Genomic DNA, 18111 nt, shown 5'->3' with positions numbered 1-18111 from the left:
AAATTTTTAAATATTTAAATTATTTAATTTATTTATATTATAAATATAATTAAATTTATCTTTTATAAAAAACATATAAAAAATAAATTTAATTTAAATAAATAATTTAGATAATTATTTAAGATAAATTTTTAAATAATTAAAAATAAAAATTATTTATTTATAATTTTTTTTCCTTTATAAAAACCATCAGATGTCATATTATGATATAAATATTTTTTTCCCGTTTTTTTATCAATTAATAAAATTTTATTTTCAGATAATTTATCATGAGATCGACGCATACCTCTTTTAGATCTAGATTTTTTACTTTTTTGTACAGCCATATTTAATCCTTTTATTTATTTTTTAATAATAATTTTATTCTATATTATAGAAATATTATTTTATTTAAATTAAATTATATATTTAAAAATTCAGATGTTCAATAAAAAAATAATATTCTTAATTTATGAATTTAATTTTAATAAATAATTATTTAATTTATAATCTAAAGGAGCACAAATATTAATTTTTTTATTTGTTATTGGATGTATAAATTTTATTTTTTGTGCATGTAAAAATAATCTATTTAATCCTATTTTTTTTAAATTTAAATTAAAATCTTTATCTCCATAACGTTGATCATAAGCAATGGGATGACCAATATGGGACATATGTACTCTAATTTGATGAGTACGTCCTGTTAAAGGCATTATATTTAATAACATCATAGAATTATAGTATTTTATAACTTTAAATTTTGTTTCTGAATACTTACCAAGTGTATTATGTGTTATTACTTTTATCTTATTATTATTATTTTTTTTTAATAAAAAACCTTTAATATGTCCATGATTATTTTTCGTATAAGTTCCCTTCACTAATGCTATATAATTTTTTATTATTTTATTTTCACGTAATTGTTTATGTAATATTTTTAATACAGATCTTTTTTTTGCTATTAGTAATATACCTGAAGTTTCTTTATCTAACCTATGTACTAATTCTAAAAATTTAATTTTTTTAAATAAAACTCGAAAGTTTTCAATTATACCAAAATTTATACCACTACCTCCATGAACAGCAATACCAGATGGTTTATTTATAGCAATAATATATTTATCTTCAAATAAAATCATTTTTTTAAAAAAAAATATTTTTTTTTCATTAATTAATGTATTCTTTTTTTTTATGTTTTTTATATATATTAAAGGTATATTTAAAATATCTTGTGATTTTATTTTATATTTTGGATTTACTTTTTTTTTATTAACTCTTATTTTTCCTTGTCGTAAAATTCTATAAATGAAACTTTTAGGAATATTTTTAAATTTTGTAATTAAAAAATTATCAATTCTTTGTGAATCTATGTAATTAGGTATAATTATAAGTTTATAATCTATTTTTTTATACATAAAATATTAAAATCCATATATAAAATATAATTATTTATATTTTAAATAATATTTAAATTTAATATACATTATTAATGAAAATAATTATTTGAAAATATACTTTTATGTTAGAATAAAATATTGTGATTGTTTATTTTAATTTTTATATTAATAAATAAAATATACAAACATCCATTTTATTAAAAATAACATATAAAGATAATATTTAATATATTTTATTATTAATTTTTAGAAAAATATTTTAATATTATTTTTTTTAAAAAATAATATACTAAATTTTACAAATTAAATAATTTTTATAAAATGATAAATCTGATATAAAAGTAATGAGTAAGTTATAATGAAAAGAATGTTAATAAATGCTACACAACATGAGGAATTACGTGTAGCTATGGTTGATGGACAAAGATTATATGATTTAGATATCGCTAATGATACTTATCAGAAAAAAAAATCTAATATATATAAAGGTAAAATTATTCATATTGAACAAAGTTTAGAAGCTGTTTTTGTAGATTATGGTACTAAAAAACATGGATTTTTACCTTTTAAAGAAATTAATTATAAAAATATTACTGATGACTCGAATAATATTATTTTAAAAAAAAAAAATATTAAAGAATATTTATATAAAGGTAAAGAATTAATTGTACAAATTAATAAAGAAGAAAGAGGTAATAAAGGAGCTTCATTAACTACTTTCATAAGTTTAGCAGGTACATATTTAGTCTTAATGCCTAATAGTCCTAAAGTAGGAGGAATTTCAAAAAGAATTGAAGGTGAAAAAAGAAATGAATTAAAAGAAGTTTTACTATCTTTAAAATTACCTAAAGGAATGGGATTAATAATTCGTACTGCAGGTTTAGGAAAAAAAAATAAAGAATTAGAATATGATTTACAATTTAGATTAAAACATTGGAAATTAATTAATCAAATAGCTAATAGTAAACCAGCTCCTTTTTTAATACATCAAGAAAGTAATATAATTATGAGGGCTTTTAGAGATTATCTTTATACAGATATTAATGAAATACTTATTGATAATCCTAAAATATTAAAATTAGCTAAAGAATATATTAGCTTATTAGGAAGATCTGATTTTAATAAAAAAATTAAATTATATTCTGGAAATATTCCATTATTTAGTCATTATCAAATAGAATCACAAATAGAAACTGCATTTCAAAGAAAAGTAAATTTAATATCTGGAGGATCAATAGTTATTGATACAACTGAAGCACTTACATCAGTTGATGTTAATTCAGCTAAAGCAACTAAAGGAATAGATATAGAAGAAACAGCTTTTAATATTAACTTAGAAGCTACTGATGAAATTGCAAGACAATTAAGATTACGTGATATAGGTGGTTTAATTGTTATTGATTTTATTGATATGTCTTCTTTAGAAAATCAAAGAGCTGTTGAACAACGTTTAAGAGATAAATTACGTCAAGATAGAGCAAAAATACAAATGAATCAAATATCAAAATTTGGATTATTAGAAATGTCTCGTCAAAGAATTAGTTCATCTCTAAGAGAATCAAGTCATTATATGTGTCCTAGATGTATAGGAAATGGAACAATAAGAGACTATAAATCATTATCTTTATCAATTTTAAGATTAATTGAAGAAGAATCATTTAAAGAAAATACTAAAGAAGTATATGCAATAGTACCAGTAAAAATAGCATCATATTTATTAAATGAAAAAAGAAAATCTGTTAATGCTATTGAAAATAGAAAAAATGGTATACGAACTTTTATAATTCCAAATGACCAAATAGAAACTCCTAATTATTCTATTTTACGTATTAGACATGGAGAAGATAAAAAAAATATTAATAATTCTATAACAAAAATATATAATTTAAATTATGCATTTTATCATAAAAAAAATGATAATTATTCTTATCAATTGTTAAAAAAAAATTTAATAAAAAAGAAAAATTTTATTATAAATAAAAAATTTTTTATTAATAATCAAAATAAAAGTGTTAAAAAAAATAAAATAATTAATTTTTTTTTTAAAATTAATAATATTATGTTTAATAATTTTAATAAAAAGAATATTAATATTATTAAAAATTTTTTTTTAAATAAAAATAAAAAAATAATTATTTTTTTTAAAAAAAAATATGATAGATATATTAATTATGTTAAAAAAATTAAATTAATTTTTAATATTAAAATATCTCAAATAAAAACTAAAATAAAAAATTTTTCTACGTTTTCTAAACATAAAACAATTAAAATAAAAAATCAATTAATATTAAAAATAAATAATTTATTGAAAAGTCAAAAAAATCAATTTAAAATTCTTAATTTAAAAAAAAAATTATATCCCTTTAGAAATATTAATAAAAATTATTTAATATATAAAAAATATAATAATTTTTATTATGATAATGTTTATTATCAAAATTTAATTATTTTTAATAAAAGACCTAATTTATTTTTTATAAAAACAGTACAAACATATAATCAATTAAACTTAAAAATAAATAATTTAAAACATAAAAAATTAAATAAAAATATTATACATAACTTAAATACTCAACAAAATTTTGTATTTAATTCACCTATATTTTTTTCTCAAATTTTTTATAAAAAAAATAATAAATATATTATAAATTATAATGAAAAAATTTTATCTAAAATAAATCTTTATATAAAAGATAATATATTTTTTAATAATATATTATTAACAAAAATTATTACAAATAAAAAAGATAAAATTATAAAAAAAAATAATATAATTGAAAAAAAAATACCAAATAAATTTTTTTTATTTAAAAAAAAACAATTAAATAAAAATAATAAACATACATTATTATATTATTATAAAAATCGTAAATTAATATATTCACTATTTAATATAGAAAATAAAAATAGAGGAGCAGGAGGACACGCTGCTAATAGATATGCTACTGCTCCAGCACAAAAACCATAATCTTTTTTTTATAAAATAGAAATATTTCATATAAATAAATATTATTTTTACTTAATAAAAAATATATTATTAACTAATAATTTAATTTATTTAAATTATTAGTTAATTCTAGTAATTTATTTAATGATGATCTAGAATCAATAATAATTATTATATTATTAAAGTATTTTAAGAATTTTATTAATTGTTTCTTTTGCATCTCCAAATAACATATAACTATTATCTTTATAAAATAGAGGATTAGTAATACCAGAATATCCATAATTCATACTTCTTTTAAAAATAATAATATTTTTTGCTTTCCAAGCTTCTAATACAGGCATACCTGAAATTGGACTATTTTTATCATCCTGAGCTGATGGATTAACTGTATCATTAGCTCCTATAATTAATACAGTATCAGTATTAGAAAAATCTTTATTAATTTCATCCATTTCTAATATTATTTCATAAGGTATATTTGCTTCTGCTAATAAAACATTCATATGTCCTGGTAATCTTCCAGCTACCGGATGAATAGCAAATCTTACTTTAATATTATATAAAGTTAATTTTTTTACTATTTCTGAAATAGGATATTGAGCTTGTGCTACAGCCATTCCATATCCAGGAATAATAATAATGCTACTAGAATCTTTCAAAAGTTCTACTGTGTCATTTATAGAAATTTTTCTATATTGTTGTTCAATATCATTTTCAATAATATTATTACTTTTTTTATTTTGTAATCCTCCAAATATTACATTAATGAATGATCTATTCATACCTTTACACATTAAATATGATAATATTGCTCCAGAAGAACCAACTAATGCTCCAGTAATAATTAAGAGATCATTATTTAACATAAATCCAGAAGCTGAGGCAGCCCAACCTGAATATGAATTTAACATTGAAATTACTATAGGCATATCAGCACCACCTATACTAATTATTAAATATAAACCAAAAATTAATGAAATATGTATCATAAATATTAATGATAAAATTTGTAAAATAATATATTTTGTTTTTAAAAATATTATCATTAAAAAAGCAGAAATAATAAATGTAAGAATATTAATTAATTTTTTAAATTTAAAATTATAAGCTTTTGATGTAATAATTCCTGATAATTTACCAAATGCAATAATTGAACCTATAAAAGTTATAGAACCTATAAAAATACTAATAAATATTTCTATCAACCTTATTGAATCATGTATTTTATTTACATTATAATATATTGATAAATAACTATTTATTCCTACGAAAATTGCAGTTAATCCTACAAAACTATGTAATATAGCAATTAATTGAGGCATTTTAGTCATATCTATTTTTTTAGATATATTTGTACCAATAATACCTCCTAAAATAATAGCTATTAATATATAACCAATATTATAAAATTTAGATTGTAATATAGCAGCTATAATTGCAATTATCATTCCTATAATAGCAAATAAATTACCTCTTTTAGAGGTTTCTTTTTGAGAAAGACTTGCAAGACTAAATATAAATAATATTGAAGATATAGTATATGTAACTATTGCTAGTCCATCAAACATCTATTAATACCTCTTAATTTTTATTAAACATTTTTAACATACGTTGAGTTATAGTTAATCCACCAAAAATATTTATACTAGATAATAATATTCCTAAAAATGATAATATAGTTATTAATATATTATTATTATTATTAATTTGAAATATAACACCAATAATAATAATACCTGAAATTGCATTAGTTACTGACATTAAAGGAGTATGTAATTTATGACTAACATTCCATATAACATAATAACCTATTATACAAGATAATAAAAATATTATAAAATGAGGTATAGTTTCTTTAGGAAGAAATTTTAAAATATAAATAAAAGATAAACTTAAAAATAAACAAAAATATTTTTTAATATATTTTAAATAAGATTTATTTTGTTTGTTATTTATATTTTTTTGTTTTAATTTTAAACTATATGATTTTTCTAAATTTTGTTCAAAAATTTTTTCTTTAATTAATGGTGCTGGCCAAATAATTTTTTTATCATAAGTAACAGTCATATTACGTATGATTTCATCTTTAAAATCAATATCTATTTTTTTATCTTTTTTAGAAAATAGTAATTGAATTAAATTCATAACATTATTACTGTACAATTGAGAAGCTTGTGTAGCCATTTTACTAGGTAAATTAGTAAAACCTACTATTTTAATATTATTTTTAGTTATAATAATTTTATCTTTTTGAGTTAATATACAATTACCACCATTTTCAACTGCTAAATCAAAAATAATACTTCCAGGTTTCATATTATTTATCATTTCATTATTAATTAAAATAGGAGCTTTTTGATCAGGTATTAATGCTGTAGTAATAATAATATCTGTTTCTTTAATATAATTAGATAAAAGTTTAATTTCTGAATCTATTTGATTTAAATAAGAAGGTATATTATTATTTAAATCTTTATTTTCTTTTTTAAATTGTAAAAATGTAGCACCCATACTATTAATTTGTTCTTTAACTTCTTCTCTAGTATCAAATGCTTTAACAATTGCTCCTAAACTTCTTGCAGTTGCAATAGCAGATAAACCTGCAACTCCAACACCTATTACAATTATTTTAGCTGGTGAAATTTTTCCTGCAGCTGTAATTTGTCCATTAAGTGATCTACCAAATAAATAAGTTGATTCTATAACACTTCTATATCCAGCTAAATTACTCATAGAACTTAAAGCATCTATAGATTGTGCTCTAGAAATTCTAGGTACAGAATCCATTGATATAGCTGTAATATTTTTAATTGCTAATTCTTTTAATAAAGTTTTATTTTTTGAAGGCCAAATAAAACTAATTAATATACTATTTTTTTTAATTAATTTTACTTCTTCAATATCAGGAGGATTAATTTTAATTATTATATTAGCAGTCCAGATTTTATTGTTATTAACAACTTGAGCTCCTACATTAATAAAATCTTGATTTTGAAAATAAGCATGTTCTCCAGCATTATTTTCAATAAATATTTTAAAACCTAATTTTATTAATTTTTTTACTGATGTAGGAGTAATAGCTACTCTTTTTTCTTTAAATAATTTTTCTTTAGGTATTCCAATTAACATTATTTATTCCTTATTTTTATATAATTTATGTTCTATATTTTAAAATACTTATTTTTAATAAAACGAAAAAGATTCCTAAAACATAAAAATTATCATTTATATAATGATATTATCATTAATTTATATTTTTTTATAAATTAATCAAATTAAAATTTTAAATTTTCATTCATAGTAATAAGATTGAATCCTCCATCTACATGAATTATCTCTCCTGTAATTCCACATGATAAATCAGAACATAAAAATACTGCAACATTACCAATATCATTAATTGTAATTGTATATGATAATGGTGTCATATTATTATAATATTTAATTATATTATTTAAATTATTAATTCCTGATGAAGATAAAGTTTTTATTGGAGAAGAAGATATTCCATTAATCCTAATATTTTGTTTACCAATATCATATGCTATATAACGAATATTAGCTTCTAATGATGCTTTCGCTAATCCCATAACATTATAATTTGGAACAACTCTATTAGAACCTAAATATGATAAAGAAACTATTGCAGATTGAGGATATAACATATTACGACATTCTTTAACCATTGCTGTTAAACTATATGAACTAATATCATGAGCTATTTGAAATCCTTTTCTTGAGGTATTATCAATAAAACTACCTTTTAATTGATTTTTAGGAACAAAAGCAATAGAATGTATAAATCCATGAAATTTACTCCAAAATTGAGATAATTTAATAAATAAAGATTTTATATTATTATCTTTAGAAACATTACATTTTATTATTGGGTAATTTGTCATATTTTTTACTAATTTTTCTACTCTTTTTTTATTTTTTTCTTTATGATATGTAAAAATTAATTCTGCTTTATTATTGTACATAGCTTTAGCTATTCCATATGCAATAGATAATTTACTTATTATTCCTGTAATTAATATTTTTTTTCCTAATAATAATTTCATAAAAAAATTATACCTTTTTAAAAAAATTATATATTGAATTTAAAAAAATTAAATATGAAAAATATTATTTTAAATAAAATTTAAAAAATTCGACATTTCTCACTTTTTTGATCTGTTTAACTAGACAAATGAATTATTAATTGTTGTACTTTAATTGACACACTTCAGTGTCTATTTTTATTTAAAGGTAATAATTGATGTCCAAGATTAAAGGTAACGTTAAGTGGTTTAATGAATCTAAAGGCTTTGGTTTCATTACTCCTGAAGATGGTAGTAAAGATGTTTTTGTACATTTTTCTGCAATTCAAAGCAATGGATTCAAAACATTAACTGAAGGCCAAAAAGTAGAATTTGAAATCACTAACGGAGCCAAAGGTCCTTCTGCTGCTAATGTAATTGCTATTTAAAATTATTAGTATTTTGAAAGATCTATGAGTTCTATTGCCTCTGAGTGTTTAAATTTTTTATTTTTAATATTTATAAATAAAACAAATGTATTAGAAAAATTTTTAATTAATAATTAATTTGTTTTGAACAAATGTTATAAAAAGATCTAAACTATTCAGAGGCATAAATTTAACAGGAATAATTTTGTGCATTATAAGAAGAACGTATAAAAGGACCACATATTACTTTTTTAAAACCTATATTAGTAGCTTTTTTTCTTATTTTATCAAATTCTAATAAACTAATATATTTTTTAACAGGAATATGTTTTTTAGTTGGTTGTAAATATTGTCCTATAGTAATAATATCTACTCCGTTAGATTTTAAATCATATAAAGTATTAAATAATTCTTCATTAGTTTCTCCAAAACCTAACATTAATCCCGATTTTGTTATGATATTCGGAAATTTTTTTTTAAATTTTTTTAATAATATTAACGATTTTTGATAATTTCCAGAAGGTCTTATTATTTTAAATAAACGTTCTACTGTTTCTATATTATGATTAAAGACATTAGGAAGTGTATTTTCAATGATTTTTAAAGCTTTATTAATACAATTTTTAAAATCAGGAACTAAAATTTCTATTTTAATACCAGGATTTTTTTTACGTATTAATTTTATACATGTAGAAAATTGTTTAGCTCCTCCATCATGTAAATCATCTCTATTTACAGAAGTAATAACTACATATTTTAATTTCATTTGATAAATAGTATTAGCTAAATTTAATGCTTCATTATTAATATTTAATAATGGTCTACCATTAATAACATTACAATATAAACAATTTCTAGTACATATATTACCTAAAATCATAAAAGTTACTTGTCCTTTACCAAAACATTCCATAATATTAGGACAAGAAGCTTCTTCACAAACAGAATGTAATTTATTATTTTTTATAATAGATTTAATTTGTTTTACTTTATGAATATTTTTTTCTGAAAATTTTATTTTTATCCAATCAGGTTTTTTTAAAAAATTTTGTTTCATATTAGTGATTTACTAATTATTTATAAATACATTTTATTATTTTAGATATGAAATTAATTTTATATTTTACTATATTTATTCAATAATTTAATGAATTCATTAACCATCAAATTTTTTATTATAGAAATTTTAATATTAGGAACTAAATCTTTTATTTGAATCATTTTTAACTTACTAAAACCACATGGATTAATATAAGAAAAAGGTAATAAATTCATATCAACATTTATAGCAATACCATGTAATGAATAGCCTCTAGATATTTTTAATCCTATTGAAGCAACTTTTTTATTATTAATATATACACCAGTATTATATTTATGTAATAATTTATCAGTTTTAATACCTATATAAAACAAAATATTTATTACAGTTTTTTCTAACATTAAAATTAATGATCGTATATTAATTTTACGTTTTTTTAAATTAATTAATGTATACATTAATTGCTGTCCTGGAGCATGATATGTAATTTTTCCACCTCTATTACTATTAAATAAAGGTATTTTACTATTAATAAATAAAATATCTTTTTTTTTAGATGTTCTTCCTTGTGTAAATACTGGTGTATGTTCTACCATCCAAATTTCATCTAATGTATTATCATCTCGTTGTTGAGTAAAACTATTCATTTTTTTATACGTTAGAATCCAAGGTTCTATTCCTAAATAACGTATAAATAAGTTATTTTCATAATCATACATAATTATAATATGAATATTAATTTCAATGAAATATATTATTTTATAAAATTATTGATCTAACCATTTACTTAATAATAATCTAATATAATCAAAAATACAAATAAAAATATTTCCTCGAGGAATTTCTTTTAAAGATATTAATGGATATTTTCTTAATATATGATTATTTATTACAAAACTAACACTTCCTAATACTTCATATTTATGAATAGGTGCTATCATTTTATTGTAATTAACAAAATACATTACTTTTAATTTTTTTTCTTGATTTTTTATAAAAGTTAAATATATATCTTTATTAACACCAACAGGTATTGTATGATATTTTCCAAAAAAAATTGGAATAGAAATAAATTTTTTATATTTTATTATTGGATTTATTGTTTTAAAATTTTTAAACCCCCAATTTAACAATATTTTACTTTCTAATGTACGATTTTTTTCTGTTTTTTCTCCTAAAATAACAGCTAAAAGTCTCATATTATATTTTTTAGCAGAAACTATTAAATTATAACCAGCATTATTAGTATGTCCAGTTTTAATACCATCTACATTTAAAAATTTATCCCATAATAATGAATTACGATTTATCTGATGAATTTTATTAAAAGTAAATTCTTTTTCTTTATATAAAGAATATTCATTAGGAAAATCTCTTATTAATACTGTTCCTAAAATTGACATATCTCTAGCAGATGTATATTGATTTAATTCATCTAATCCATGTACATTTTTAAAAATTGTATCTTTTAATCCTATTTTTTTTGAATAAAAATTCATTAAATTAATAAAATTATTTTGATTACCAGATATATATTCAGCCATTGCAACACAAGCATCATTACCTGATTGTAATATAATACCTTTAATTAAATCTTTAACAAATACATGTTCACCATATTTTAAAAACATTAAAGATGATCCATTAAATAATATATTACCTAAATAATGAGCATGTTTACCTATAGTAACTATATCATTTTGATGAATTTTACCTAATTTAATAGCTTGTTCTATTACATAACTAGTCATTACTTTTGCTAAACTAGCAGGTTTATAATGTATATCAGCATTTTTTTCTGCTAATACTAAACCTGTATAATAATCTATTAAAATATATGATTCAGCTTTTATTATAGGTTTAGATACAGTTTCAAAAACATTTTCATAACTATAAGTTAGATAAGAATACATTACACATGTAATAATTAGTACTAAGTTAATTAATATTTTATAAGAATATTTAATACAATTATTTATTAATTTCATTATATGTTAAACTCTATATTTAGAATAATTTTTTTAATTTAAAATAAATATAATTTTTATTATTAAAATATTTTCTTAAAATATTATTTTATATAATTTTTTATAAAATAGAAATAGATTTCTATAATATTATAAATAAAGGAATTAAATTTGTTAGTAAATAGTCATCAAATTAATTTAAAAAAAAATAAATTTGCTTTAGGTATAGAATATAATGGTAGTAATTATCATGGATGGCAAAAACAAAAAAAATATCCAAATACTATACAACAAAATATAGAAAATGCAATATCCATAATTGCTGATCATAATGTAGAAGTTTTTTGTGCTGGTAGAACAGATATAGGAGTACATAGTATAGGACAAGTTATTCATTTTGAAACTAATACTATACGTAAAATTAAATCTTGGATATTAGGAATTAATAGTTTATTACCTAAAGATATAGTAGTTAATTGGATTATTCCAGTAGTAAAAGATTTTCATGCAAGATTTAGTGCTATATCACGTAAATATTATTATATTATATATAATAGTAAATATCGATCTGGAATATTAAATAATTTAGTTACTCAATATCAATATAATTTAGATATAGTAAAGATGAATAAAGCAGCAAAATATTTGATAGGAGAAAAAGATTTAACTTCTTTTAGATCAGTAAAATGTCAATCTAATAGTCCTTGTAGGAAAATAATACATTTAAATATTATGAAACATAATAATTATATAATAATAGATATTAAAGCTAATTCTTTTATTTATCATATGGTACGTACTATAGTAGGTTGTTTATTAGATATTGGATCAAATATAAAAAAAGAAACTTGGTTGTTAGAATTATTGAAAATAAAAGATAGAACTAAAGCATCAGCTACAGTAAAACCTAATGGATTATTTTTAATAGAAATAGAATATCCAAAAAAATTTAATATACCATATTATAATCATCTAAATTTTCCATATTTTTTATAAAAAAATTTTTTATTAATATTTTTAAATTAAAAAATTTATGAAGTTTTTTTTAATATATATTTATAAATTTTATGAAAATATATATTATTAATTTATAAAATATTAAAAATAATAAATTTAAAATTTAAAATATAAATTAAATAATGAATTTTTTATTTTATTTATTTATATTAAATATATTAAAAAAATAATGGTTATTAATTATATATTAATTATAAAATACAATTTTTTATAAATATTTAAAATAAAGTTTTTATAATTAAAAATTGAGGTATACATAAAATAATATGTATTGGATTGATTATATTCTAATAATAATTATTATTATTTCAACTTTAACAAGTTGGTTTAGAGGTTTTTTAAAAGAAACATTATCAATATTAACTTGGTTTTGTGCATATTTTTTATCTAAAAAATACTATTATTTTTTATCTAAAAATATATATGGAATTGATAATTTATTATTTAGAAATAGTATTTCTATGTTTATTTTATTTGTAATAATATTAATTATTGGATATATAATAAATTATTATTTAAATAAAAAAATAAATAAATCTGCTTTAGATAAAATAAATAAAATTTTTGGTTTAATTTTTGGTATATTTAGAAGTATTGTAATAATCTTAATATTTTTATATTTATTAAATTATTGTAATAATGAATATTATAAAAATATCTTAAAAAAGAAACCACAATTATTTTATTATTTTAATAATTTATTAAATAATATACGGTAATTTATTTTATATTATTAATTATTTTGGTACCCAGAGCGGGACTTGAACCCGCACAACAATATATATGTCGAGGGATTTTAAGTCCCTTGTGTCTACCAATTCCACCATCTGGGCTTTTTAAAAAAATAATATTTTAAAAAAAGGCGCATTCCGGAATTGAACCGAAATAAAAGGATTTGCAATCCTCTGCATAACCATTCTGCCAATGCGCCATATATTTATTTTTACAAATAAAAATTTTTTTTAATAATTTATAAATATTATAAAACGATATTTATAAATATTGCAATAAATATATTATTATAATTTAATAAAAAATTATATATAAAAATTTTAAAGTTATATTTTATATAATAATAAATATTATATTTTTATTTTTTATAATTTTATATACTATAAAAATGATATTTTATAAATATATATTAGGATAATTTATGTCATCTAAATTAATACTTGTAATTAACTGTGGTAGTTCTTCTTTAAAATTTGCTATAATTGATCCTATAAATAAAAAAACTTTATTATCTGGTATTGCAGAATATTTTAATAGTATTAAAGCATATATTAAATGGAAAATTAATAATTCTGAAAAAAAATATTTTTTAACTAAAAAAAGTTCTCATGGAATAGCATTAAATTTTTTAGCAAATAAAATTTTAATTTTGTATCCAATATTATTTAATAATATTATTGCGATTGGACATCGTATTGTTCATGGAGGAGAAAAATTTACACAATCTGTATTAATTAATAATAAAGTTCTAAAAGGAATAAAGGAAGCATGTATATTTGCTCCATTACATAATCCAATTCAATTAATTGGTATAGAAGAAGCATTAAAATCTTTTCCTCATTTAAAAGAAAAACAAGTTGCAGTTTTTGATACTTCTTTTCATCAAACTATACTTAAAGAATCATATTTATATGCTTTACCATTATATTTTTATAAAAAATATAAAATACGTCGTTATGGAGCCCATGGAACAAGTCACAGATATGTTTCTGAAGAAGGATCTAAAATATTAAAAAAATCAATTAATGATTTTAATTGTATTTCTTGTCATTTGGGAAATGGATCATCAGTAACTGCTGTTTATCATGGTAAAAGTGTAGATACTTCAATGGGATTAACTCCATTAGAAGGATTAGTTATGGGAACAAGATGTGGAGATATTGATCCAGCTATTATTTTTTATATGAATAAAGAATTAAAAATGAATATTAATTTAATTGAAAATATTTTAACTAATAAATCAGGTATGTTAGGTTTAACAGATATAACTAGTGATTTTAGATATATTGAAAATAATTATTTAAAAAATAAAAAAATAAAAAATGCAGTAAAAATATTTGTACATCGTTTATCAAAATATATAGCTTCTTATACTGTATTAATGAATAATAAATTAGATGCTATTATTTTTACAGGTGGTATAGGAGAAAATAGTATTTTAATTAGAGAATTAACAATAAAAAAATTAAAAATATTAGGTATAAATATTAATAAAAAATTAAATAACTATATAATACATGGTAAAACAGGATTTATTAATAATGATAATAGTATACCAATATTAGTAATACCAACTAATGAAGAATTATTAATTGCAAAAGATACATTTATAATTATTAATAATTAAAAATATTTTATATGTTAAAAATAAATATTTATAAAGGAAAGATGTAATTATGTCAAAAATTATTTTTTCAATACCTATTAATGTTGATGTAAATTTTTTGACCAGTGTAAATTTAGGATTAATTTATAATTTACAAACACAAAATTTAAAATGTAAATTTTTTAATCCTATTTCTAAAATAGAAAATAATTTTTTTGATTATACAAAAAAGATTTTAATGAAATTTACTACTATAGATTGTATAAAATCATTAAATATTGAAAAATTAGATAATATATTAAAATATAATGACATTATAGATAATATTATTCAAAATTTTTATTCTAGTAAAATAAAAAATAATATTATCTTAATAGAAGGATTAATACCTACTTGTACAGAACAAGAATTATTATTTAATTTTAATTGTAAAATAGCAACAATTTTAAATGCAGATATAATTTTTGTTACATCAATGTTAAAAAAAAATACTTTTGAAGAAATAAAATTAAAAATTAATTCTATTTTTAATAATTTTTTAAGTAAAAAACAACTATGTAATTCATTATATATTATTAAAAAATCTTTTCATAAAAATAATAATCCTTTTTTCTATTGTTATAATTTATTAAAAAAAGATAATATAGAAAAAAAAATAATAAAAAATATTAATTCTTCTTTATTAAAGAATAATACATCTTTTACATATATTCCATGGGGAAAAATATCTACTATATTTAAAATTAATATAATAGAAATATGTCAATATTTAAATTGTAATATAATTAATATTATTAATGATTGTAAAATAAAATCTACAATATTTATAGATAATAATTTTATAAATAAAAAATGTTTTTTTGAATATTTAATTATTGTTTCTATTAAAAATCTAAATTTTTTAAAATATTTATATAAATTAATTATTAATGGTAATTTAGTTACAGCAATTTTATTTACAGAATATAAAGAAAATACTTTTATTGATAATAAAAAAATTATTGATGATTTAATCCATCTAAGTATAAGAAATAAAATAACACTTTTAAATATAAATTTAAATATTTGGCAAATATATTATAAATTACAAAATTTTAATAAAAATTATTTTCCACTAAAAGATAAATTATTAATTAATAAAATTAAAAATTATATGTTAAAATATATAAATAAAATTATTTTTTTTGATAATTTTAATAAAAAAAAACATAATAATTATATTTCACCATATATTTTTAAATATAATATAATCAAGCAAGCAAGAAAATTAAATAAATGTATTCTTCTTCCAGAAGGAAATGAATTACGTATTATAAAAGCAGCTTCTATATGTGCAAATAAGAAGATTGCTAATTTTATATTATTAGGTAAAGTTAATGAAATAGAAAATCTAGCAAAAATAAATAATATTATTTTAAATAAAAGAATTAATATTGTTGATCCTGATCATATCAGAAATAATTATGTTAATTTTGTTATAAATATGCAGAAGTATAAAAATATTGATATACATTTAGCACAAAATTTATTAAAAAATAATATATTTTTAGCAACTATAATGTTAAAATTAGGTGAAGTAGATGGTTTAGTATCTGGTGTAAATCATACAACTGCTGATACAATTAGACCAGCATTACAAATAATTAAAACTTTACCTCAATATTCTTTAATATCATCAATATTTTTTATGTTACTTAAACAAGGAGTATTAATATATGGTGATTGTGCTGTTAATCCTAATCCTAATGCAGAACAATTAGCGGAAATAGCAATACAATCTGCTAAATCTGCTATATTATTTAATATTAAACCTAAAATTGCAATGATTTCATATGCTACAGGTAATTCTTCTACTGGAAAGGATGTTGATCTTGTATTTCAAGCAACTAAAATTGTTCAAAAACAATATCCTAATTTAATTATAGACGGACCTTTACAATATGATGCTGCTATAATAGAAGATATTGGTAAATATAAAGCACCTAATTCTTTAGTTGCTGGTCAAGCTAATGTTATTATATTTCCAAATCTTAATGCAGGAAATATTACTTATAAAGCAGTACAAAGATCTTCTGAAATAATATCTATAGGTCCAATATTACAGGGTATAAATCAACCAGTTAATGATCTTTCTAGAGGTTCTTCTATTGAAGATATTATCTATACTATAGTTATAACATCTATTCAATCATCAAATAAATAATAAGAATTTTTTATATATTTTTTAAAAAATATCTTTTATAAAATTTTATGTTTTCATTAAACTCATAAATTATTGGAATACCAGTAGGTATATTTAAATGTACTATATCAGTATCACTAATATTTTCAATATATTTAATTAATGCACGTAAAGAGTTTCCATGTGCTACTATAATAATTCGTTCTCTATTTTTTATTTTATATAAAATATCATTAACCCATATATCTATTACTCTTTTTAATGTAACTGATAAACTTTCTGTTAATGGTAATTCATAATCTTCTAATTTAGAATATTTAGAATCGTATCTTGGACATCGATGATCTTCTATAGTTAAAGATGGTGGATTAATATCAAAACTACGTCTCCATTTATATACTTGTTTTTTTCCATATTTTTCAGTTATTTGATCTTTATTAAGTCCTTGTAATGCACCATAATGTCTTTCATTTAATTTCCATGTTTTTTTAACAGGTATCCACATTTGATCTAATTCAGTTAAAATTAACCATAAAGTATGTATAGATCTTTTTAAAACAGAAGTATAAGCGTAATCAAATTTAAAATTATAATTTTTTAATATTTTTCCTGCTTGTTTAGCTTCAATTATTCCTTCTTCAGATAATCCAATATCATACCATCCAGTAAAAAGATTTTCTTTATTCCATTGACTTTGACCATGACGAAGTAATACTAATTTTATTGTAGACATACATTATTACCTTTATAATAATATTCAAATAATTTATAAAATTTTAAATAATG

At 18.7% G+C, this 18111-nt stretch carries 15 protein-coding genes and 2 tRNA genes; 6 read left to right on the top strand and 11 right to left on the bottom strand.

All coding sequences use genetic code 11. The features are described 5' to 3' along the window. Positions 1-152 precede the first annotated feature (152 nt). Complete coding sequence (rpmF, locus tag GJT83_RS00430) at positions 153-326, bottom strand: 50S ribosomal protein L32 (protein ID WP_168892501.1); 174 nt, start codon at positions 324-326, stop codon at positions 153-155. A 123-nt stretch (positions 327-449) separates the two neighbouring features. Further along, positions 450-1397 carry an RluA family pseudouridine synthase gene (locus GJT83_RS00425; RefSeq protein ID WP_168892500.1) on the bottom strand — a complete coding sequence of 316 codons (948 nt, stop codon included), beginning with the start codon at positions 1395-1397 and terminating at the stop codon, positions 450-452. A 340-nt stretch (positions 1398-1737) separates the two neighbouring features. Here GJT83_RS00425 and rne point away from each other — a divergent pair, with 340 nt between their 5' ends. After that, positions 1738-4347: a ribonuclease E gene (gene rne / locus GJT83_RS02490; protein ID WP_168892499.1), complete on the top strand. Its 2610-nt coding sequence runs from the start codon at positions 1738-1740 to the stop codon at positions 4345-4347. Positions 4348-4505: 158 nt separating this feature from the next. Here rne and GJT83_RS00415 read toward each other — a convergent pair whose 3' ends face one another. From GJT83_RS00415 to GJT83_RS00405, 3 genes are all read right to left on the bottom strand, one after another. Next, positions 4506-5897 (bottom strand): NAD(P)(+) transhydrogenase (Re/Si-specific) subunit beta, encoded by a 1392-nt coding sequence (locus tag GJT83_RS00415; RefSeq protein ID WP_168892498.1) that lies wholly within the window; start codon positions 5895-5897, stop codon positions 4506-4508. A gap of 13 nt (positions 5898-5910) precedes the next feature. Continuing rightward, positions 5911-7458: a Re/Si-specific NAD(P)(+) transhydrogenase subunit alpha gene (locus tag GJT83_RS00410; protein WP_168892497.1), complete on the bottom strand. Its 1548-nt coding sequence runs from the start codon at positions 7456-7458 to the stop codon at positions 5911-5913. Between the two features lie 146 nt (positions 7459-7604). Continuing rightward, positions 7605-8393 (bottom strand): enoyl-ACP reductase FabI, encoded by a 789-nt coding sequence (locus GJT83_RS00405; protein ID WP_168892496.1) that lies wholly within the window; start codon positions 8391-8393, stop codon positions 7605-7607. A gap of 197 nt (positions 8394-8590) precedes the next feature. On the opposite strand from GJT83_RS00405, the gene cspE reads away from it, so the two are divergent. Then, positions 8591-8800 (top strand): transcription antiterminator/RNA stability regulator CspE, encoded by a 210-nt coding sequence (cspE, locus tag GJT83_RS00400; protein ID WP_168820002.1) that lies wholly within the window; start codon positions 8591-8593, stop codon positions 8798-8800. Between the two features lie 169 nt (positions 8801-8969). Here cspE and lipA read toward each other — a convergent pair whose 3' ends face one another. Genes lipA through GJT83_RS00385 form a run of 3 tightly spaced genes read right to left on the bottom strand, consistent with a single transcriptional unit; the run spans position 8970 to position 11809 of the window. Next, the gene (lipA, locus tag GJT83_RS00395) at positions 8970-9836 is read right to left on the bottom strand and encodes a lipoyl synthase (protein WP_168892495.1); all 867 of its coding nucleotides are present in this window, start codon (positions 9834-9836) and stop codon (positions 8970-8972) included. 59 nt (positions 9837-9895) lie between these two features. After that, positions 9896-10540: a lipoyl(octanoyl) transferase LipB gene (lipB, locus tag GJT83_RS00390; RefSeq protein WP_168892494.1), complete on the bottom strand. Its 645-nt coding sequence runs from the start codon at positions 10538-10540 to the stop codon at positions 9896-9898. Positions 10541-10588: 48 nt separating this feature from the next. Further along, on the bottom strand, positions 10589-11809 hold the full coding sequence (locus tag GJT83_RS00385; RefSeq protein ID WP_168892493.1) for a serine hydrolase: 1221 nt from the start codon (positions 11807-11809) through the stop codon (positions 10589-10591). A gap of 150 nt (positions 11810-11959) precedes the next feature. Between GJT83_RS00385 and truA the strand changes: the two genes are divergently transcribed. Next, a complete protein-coding gene (gene truA, locus GJT83_RS00380) occupies positions 11960-12784 on the top strand; it encodes a tRNA pseudouridine(38-40) synthase TruA (RefSeq protein WP_246208747.1) in 825 nt (274 codons plus the stop codon). Between the two features lie 287 nt (positions 12785-13071). Further along, complete coding sequence (locus GJT83_RS00375; RefSeq protein WP_168892492.1) at positions 13072-13524, top strand: CvpA family protein; 453 nt, start codon at positions 13072-13074, stop codon at positions 13522-13524. Between the two features lie 24 nt (positions 13525-13548). Here the strand turns inward: GJT83_RS00375 and GJT83_RS00370 are convergent. After that, positions 13549-13638 (bottom strand) — tRNA-Leu (locus tag GJT83_RS00370). 27 nt (positions 13639-13665) lie between these two features. Then, positions 13666-13736 (bottom strand) — tRNA-Cys (locus tag GJT83_RS00365). Between the two features lie 222 nt (positions 13737-13958). Here GJT83_RS00365 and GJT83_RS00360 point away from each other — a divergent pair. Together GJT83_RS00360 and pta are read left to right on the top strand one after the other, a co-directional pair. Continuing rightward, on the top strand, positions 13959-15164 hold the full coding sequence (locus GJT83_RS00360) for an acetate kinase (protein ID WP_168892491.1): 1206 nt from the start codon (positions 13959-13961) through the stop codon (positions 15162-15164). 49 nt (positions 15165-15213) lie between these two features. Next, positions 15214-17346, top strand: coding sequence for a phosphate acetyltransferase (pta, locus tag GJT83_RS00355; RefSeq protein WP_168892490.1), 2133 nt, complete (start codon positions 15214-15216; stop codon positions 17344-17346). 10 nt (positions 17347-17356) lie between these two features. Here pta and gpmA read toward each other — a convergent pair whose 3' ends face one another. Then, the gene (gpmA, locus tag GJT83_RS00350; RefSeq protein WP_168892489.1) at positions 17357-18058 is read right to left on the bottom strand and encodes a 2,3-diphosphoglycerate-dependent phosphoglycerate mutase; all 702 of its coding nucleotides are present in this window, start codon (positions 18056-18058) and stop codon (positions 17357-17359) included. Positions 18059-18111: the final 53 nt, after the last annotated feature.

This window comes from Enterobacteriaceae endosymbiont of Plateumaris pusilla (assembly GCF_012562765.1).
Taxonomy (GTDB): domain Bacteria; phylum Pseudomonadota; class Gammaproteobacteria; order Enterobacterales; family Enterobacteriaceae.
Note: the sequence above shows the minus strand (reverse complement) of the source record. Positions and strands in the feature narration are given on the sequence as shown.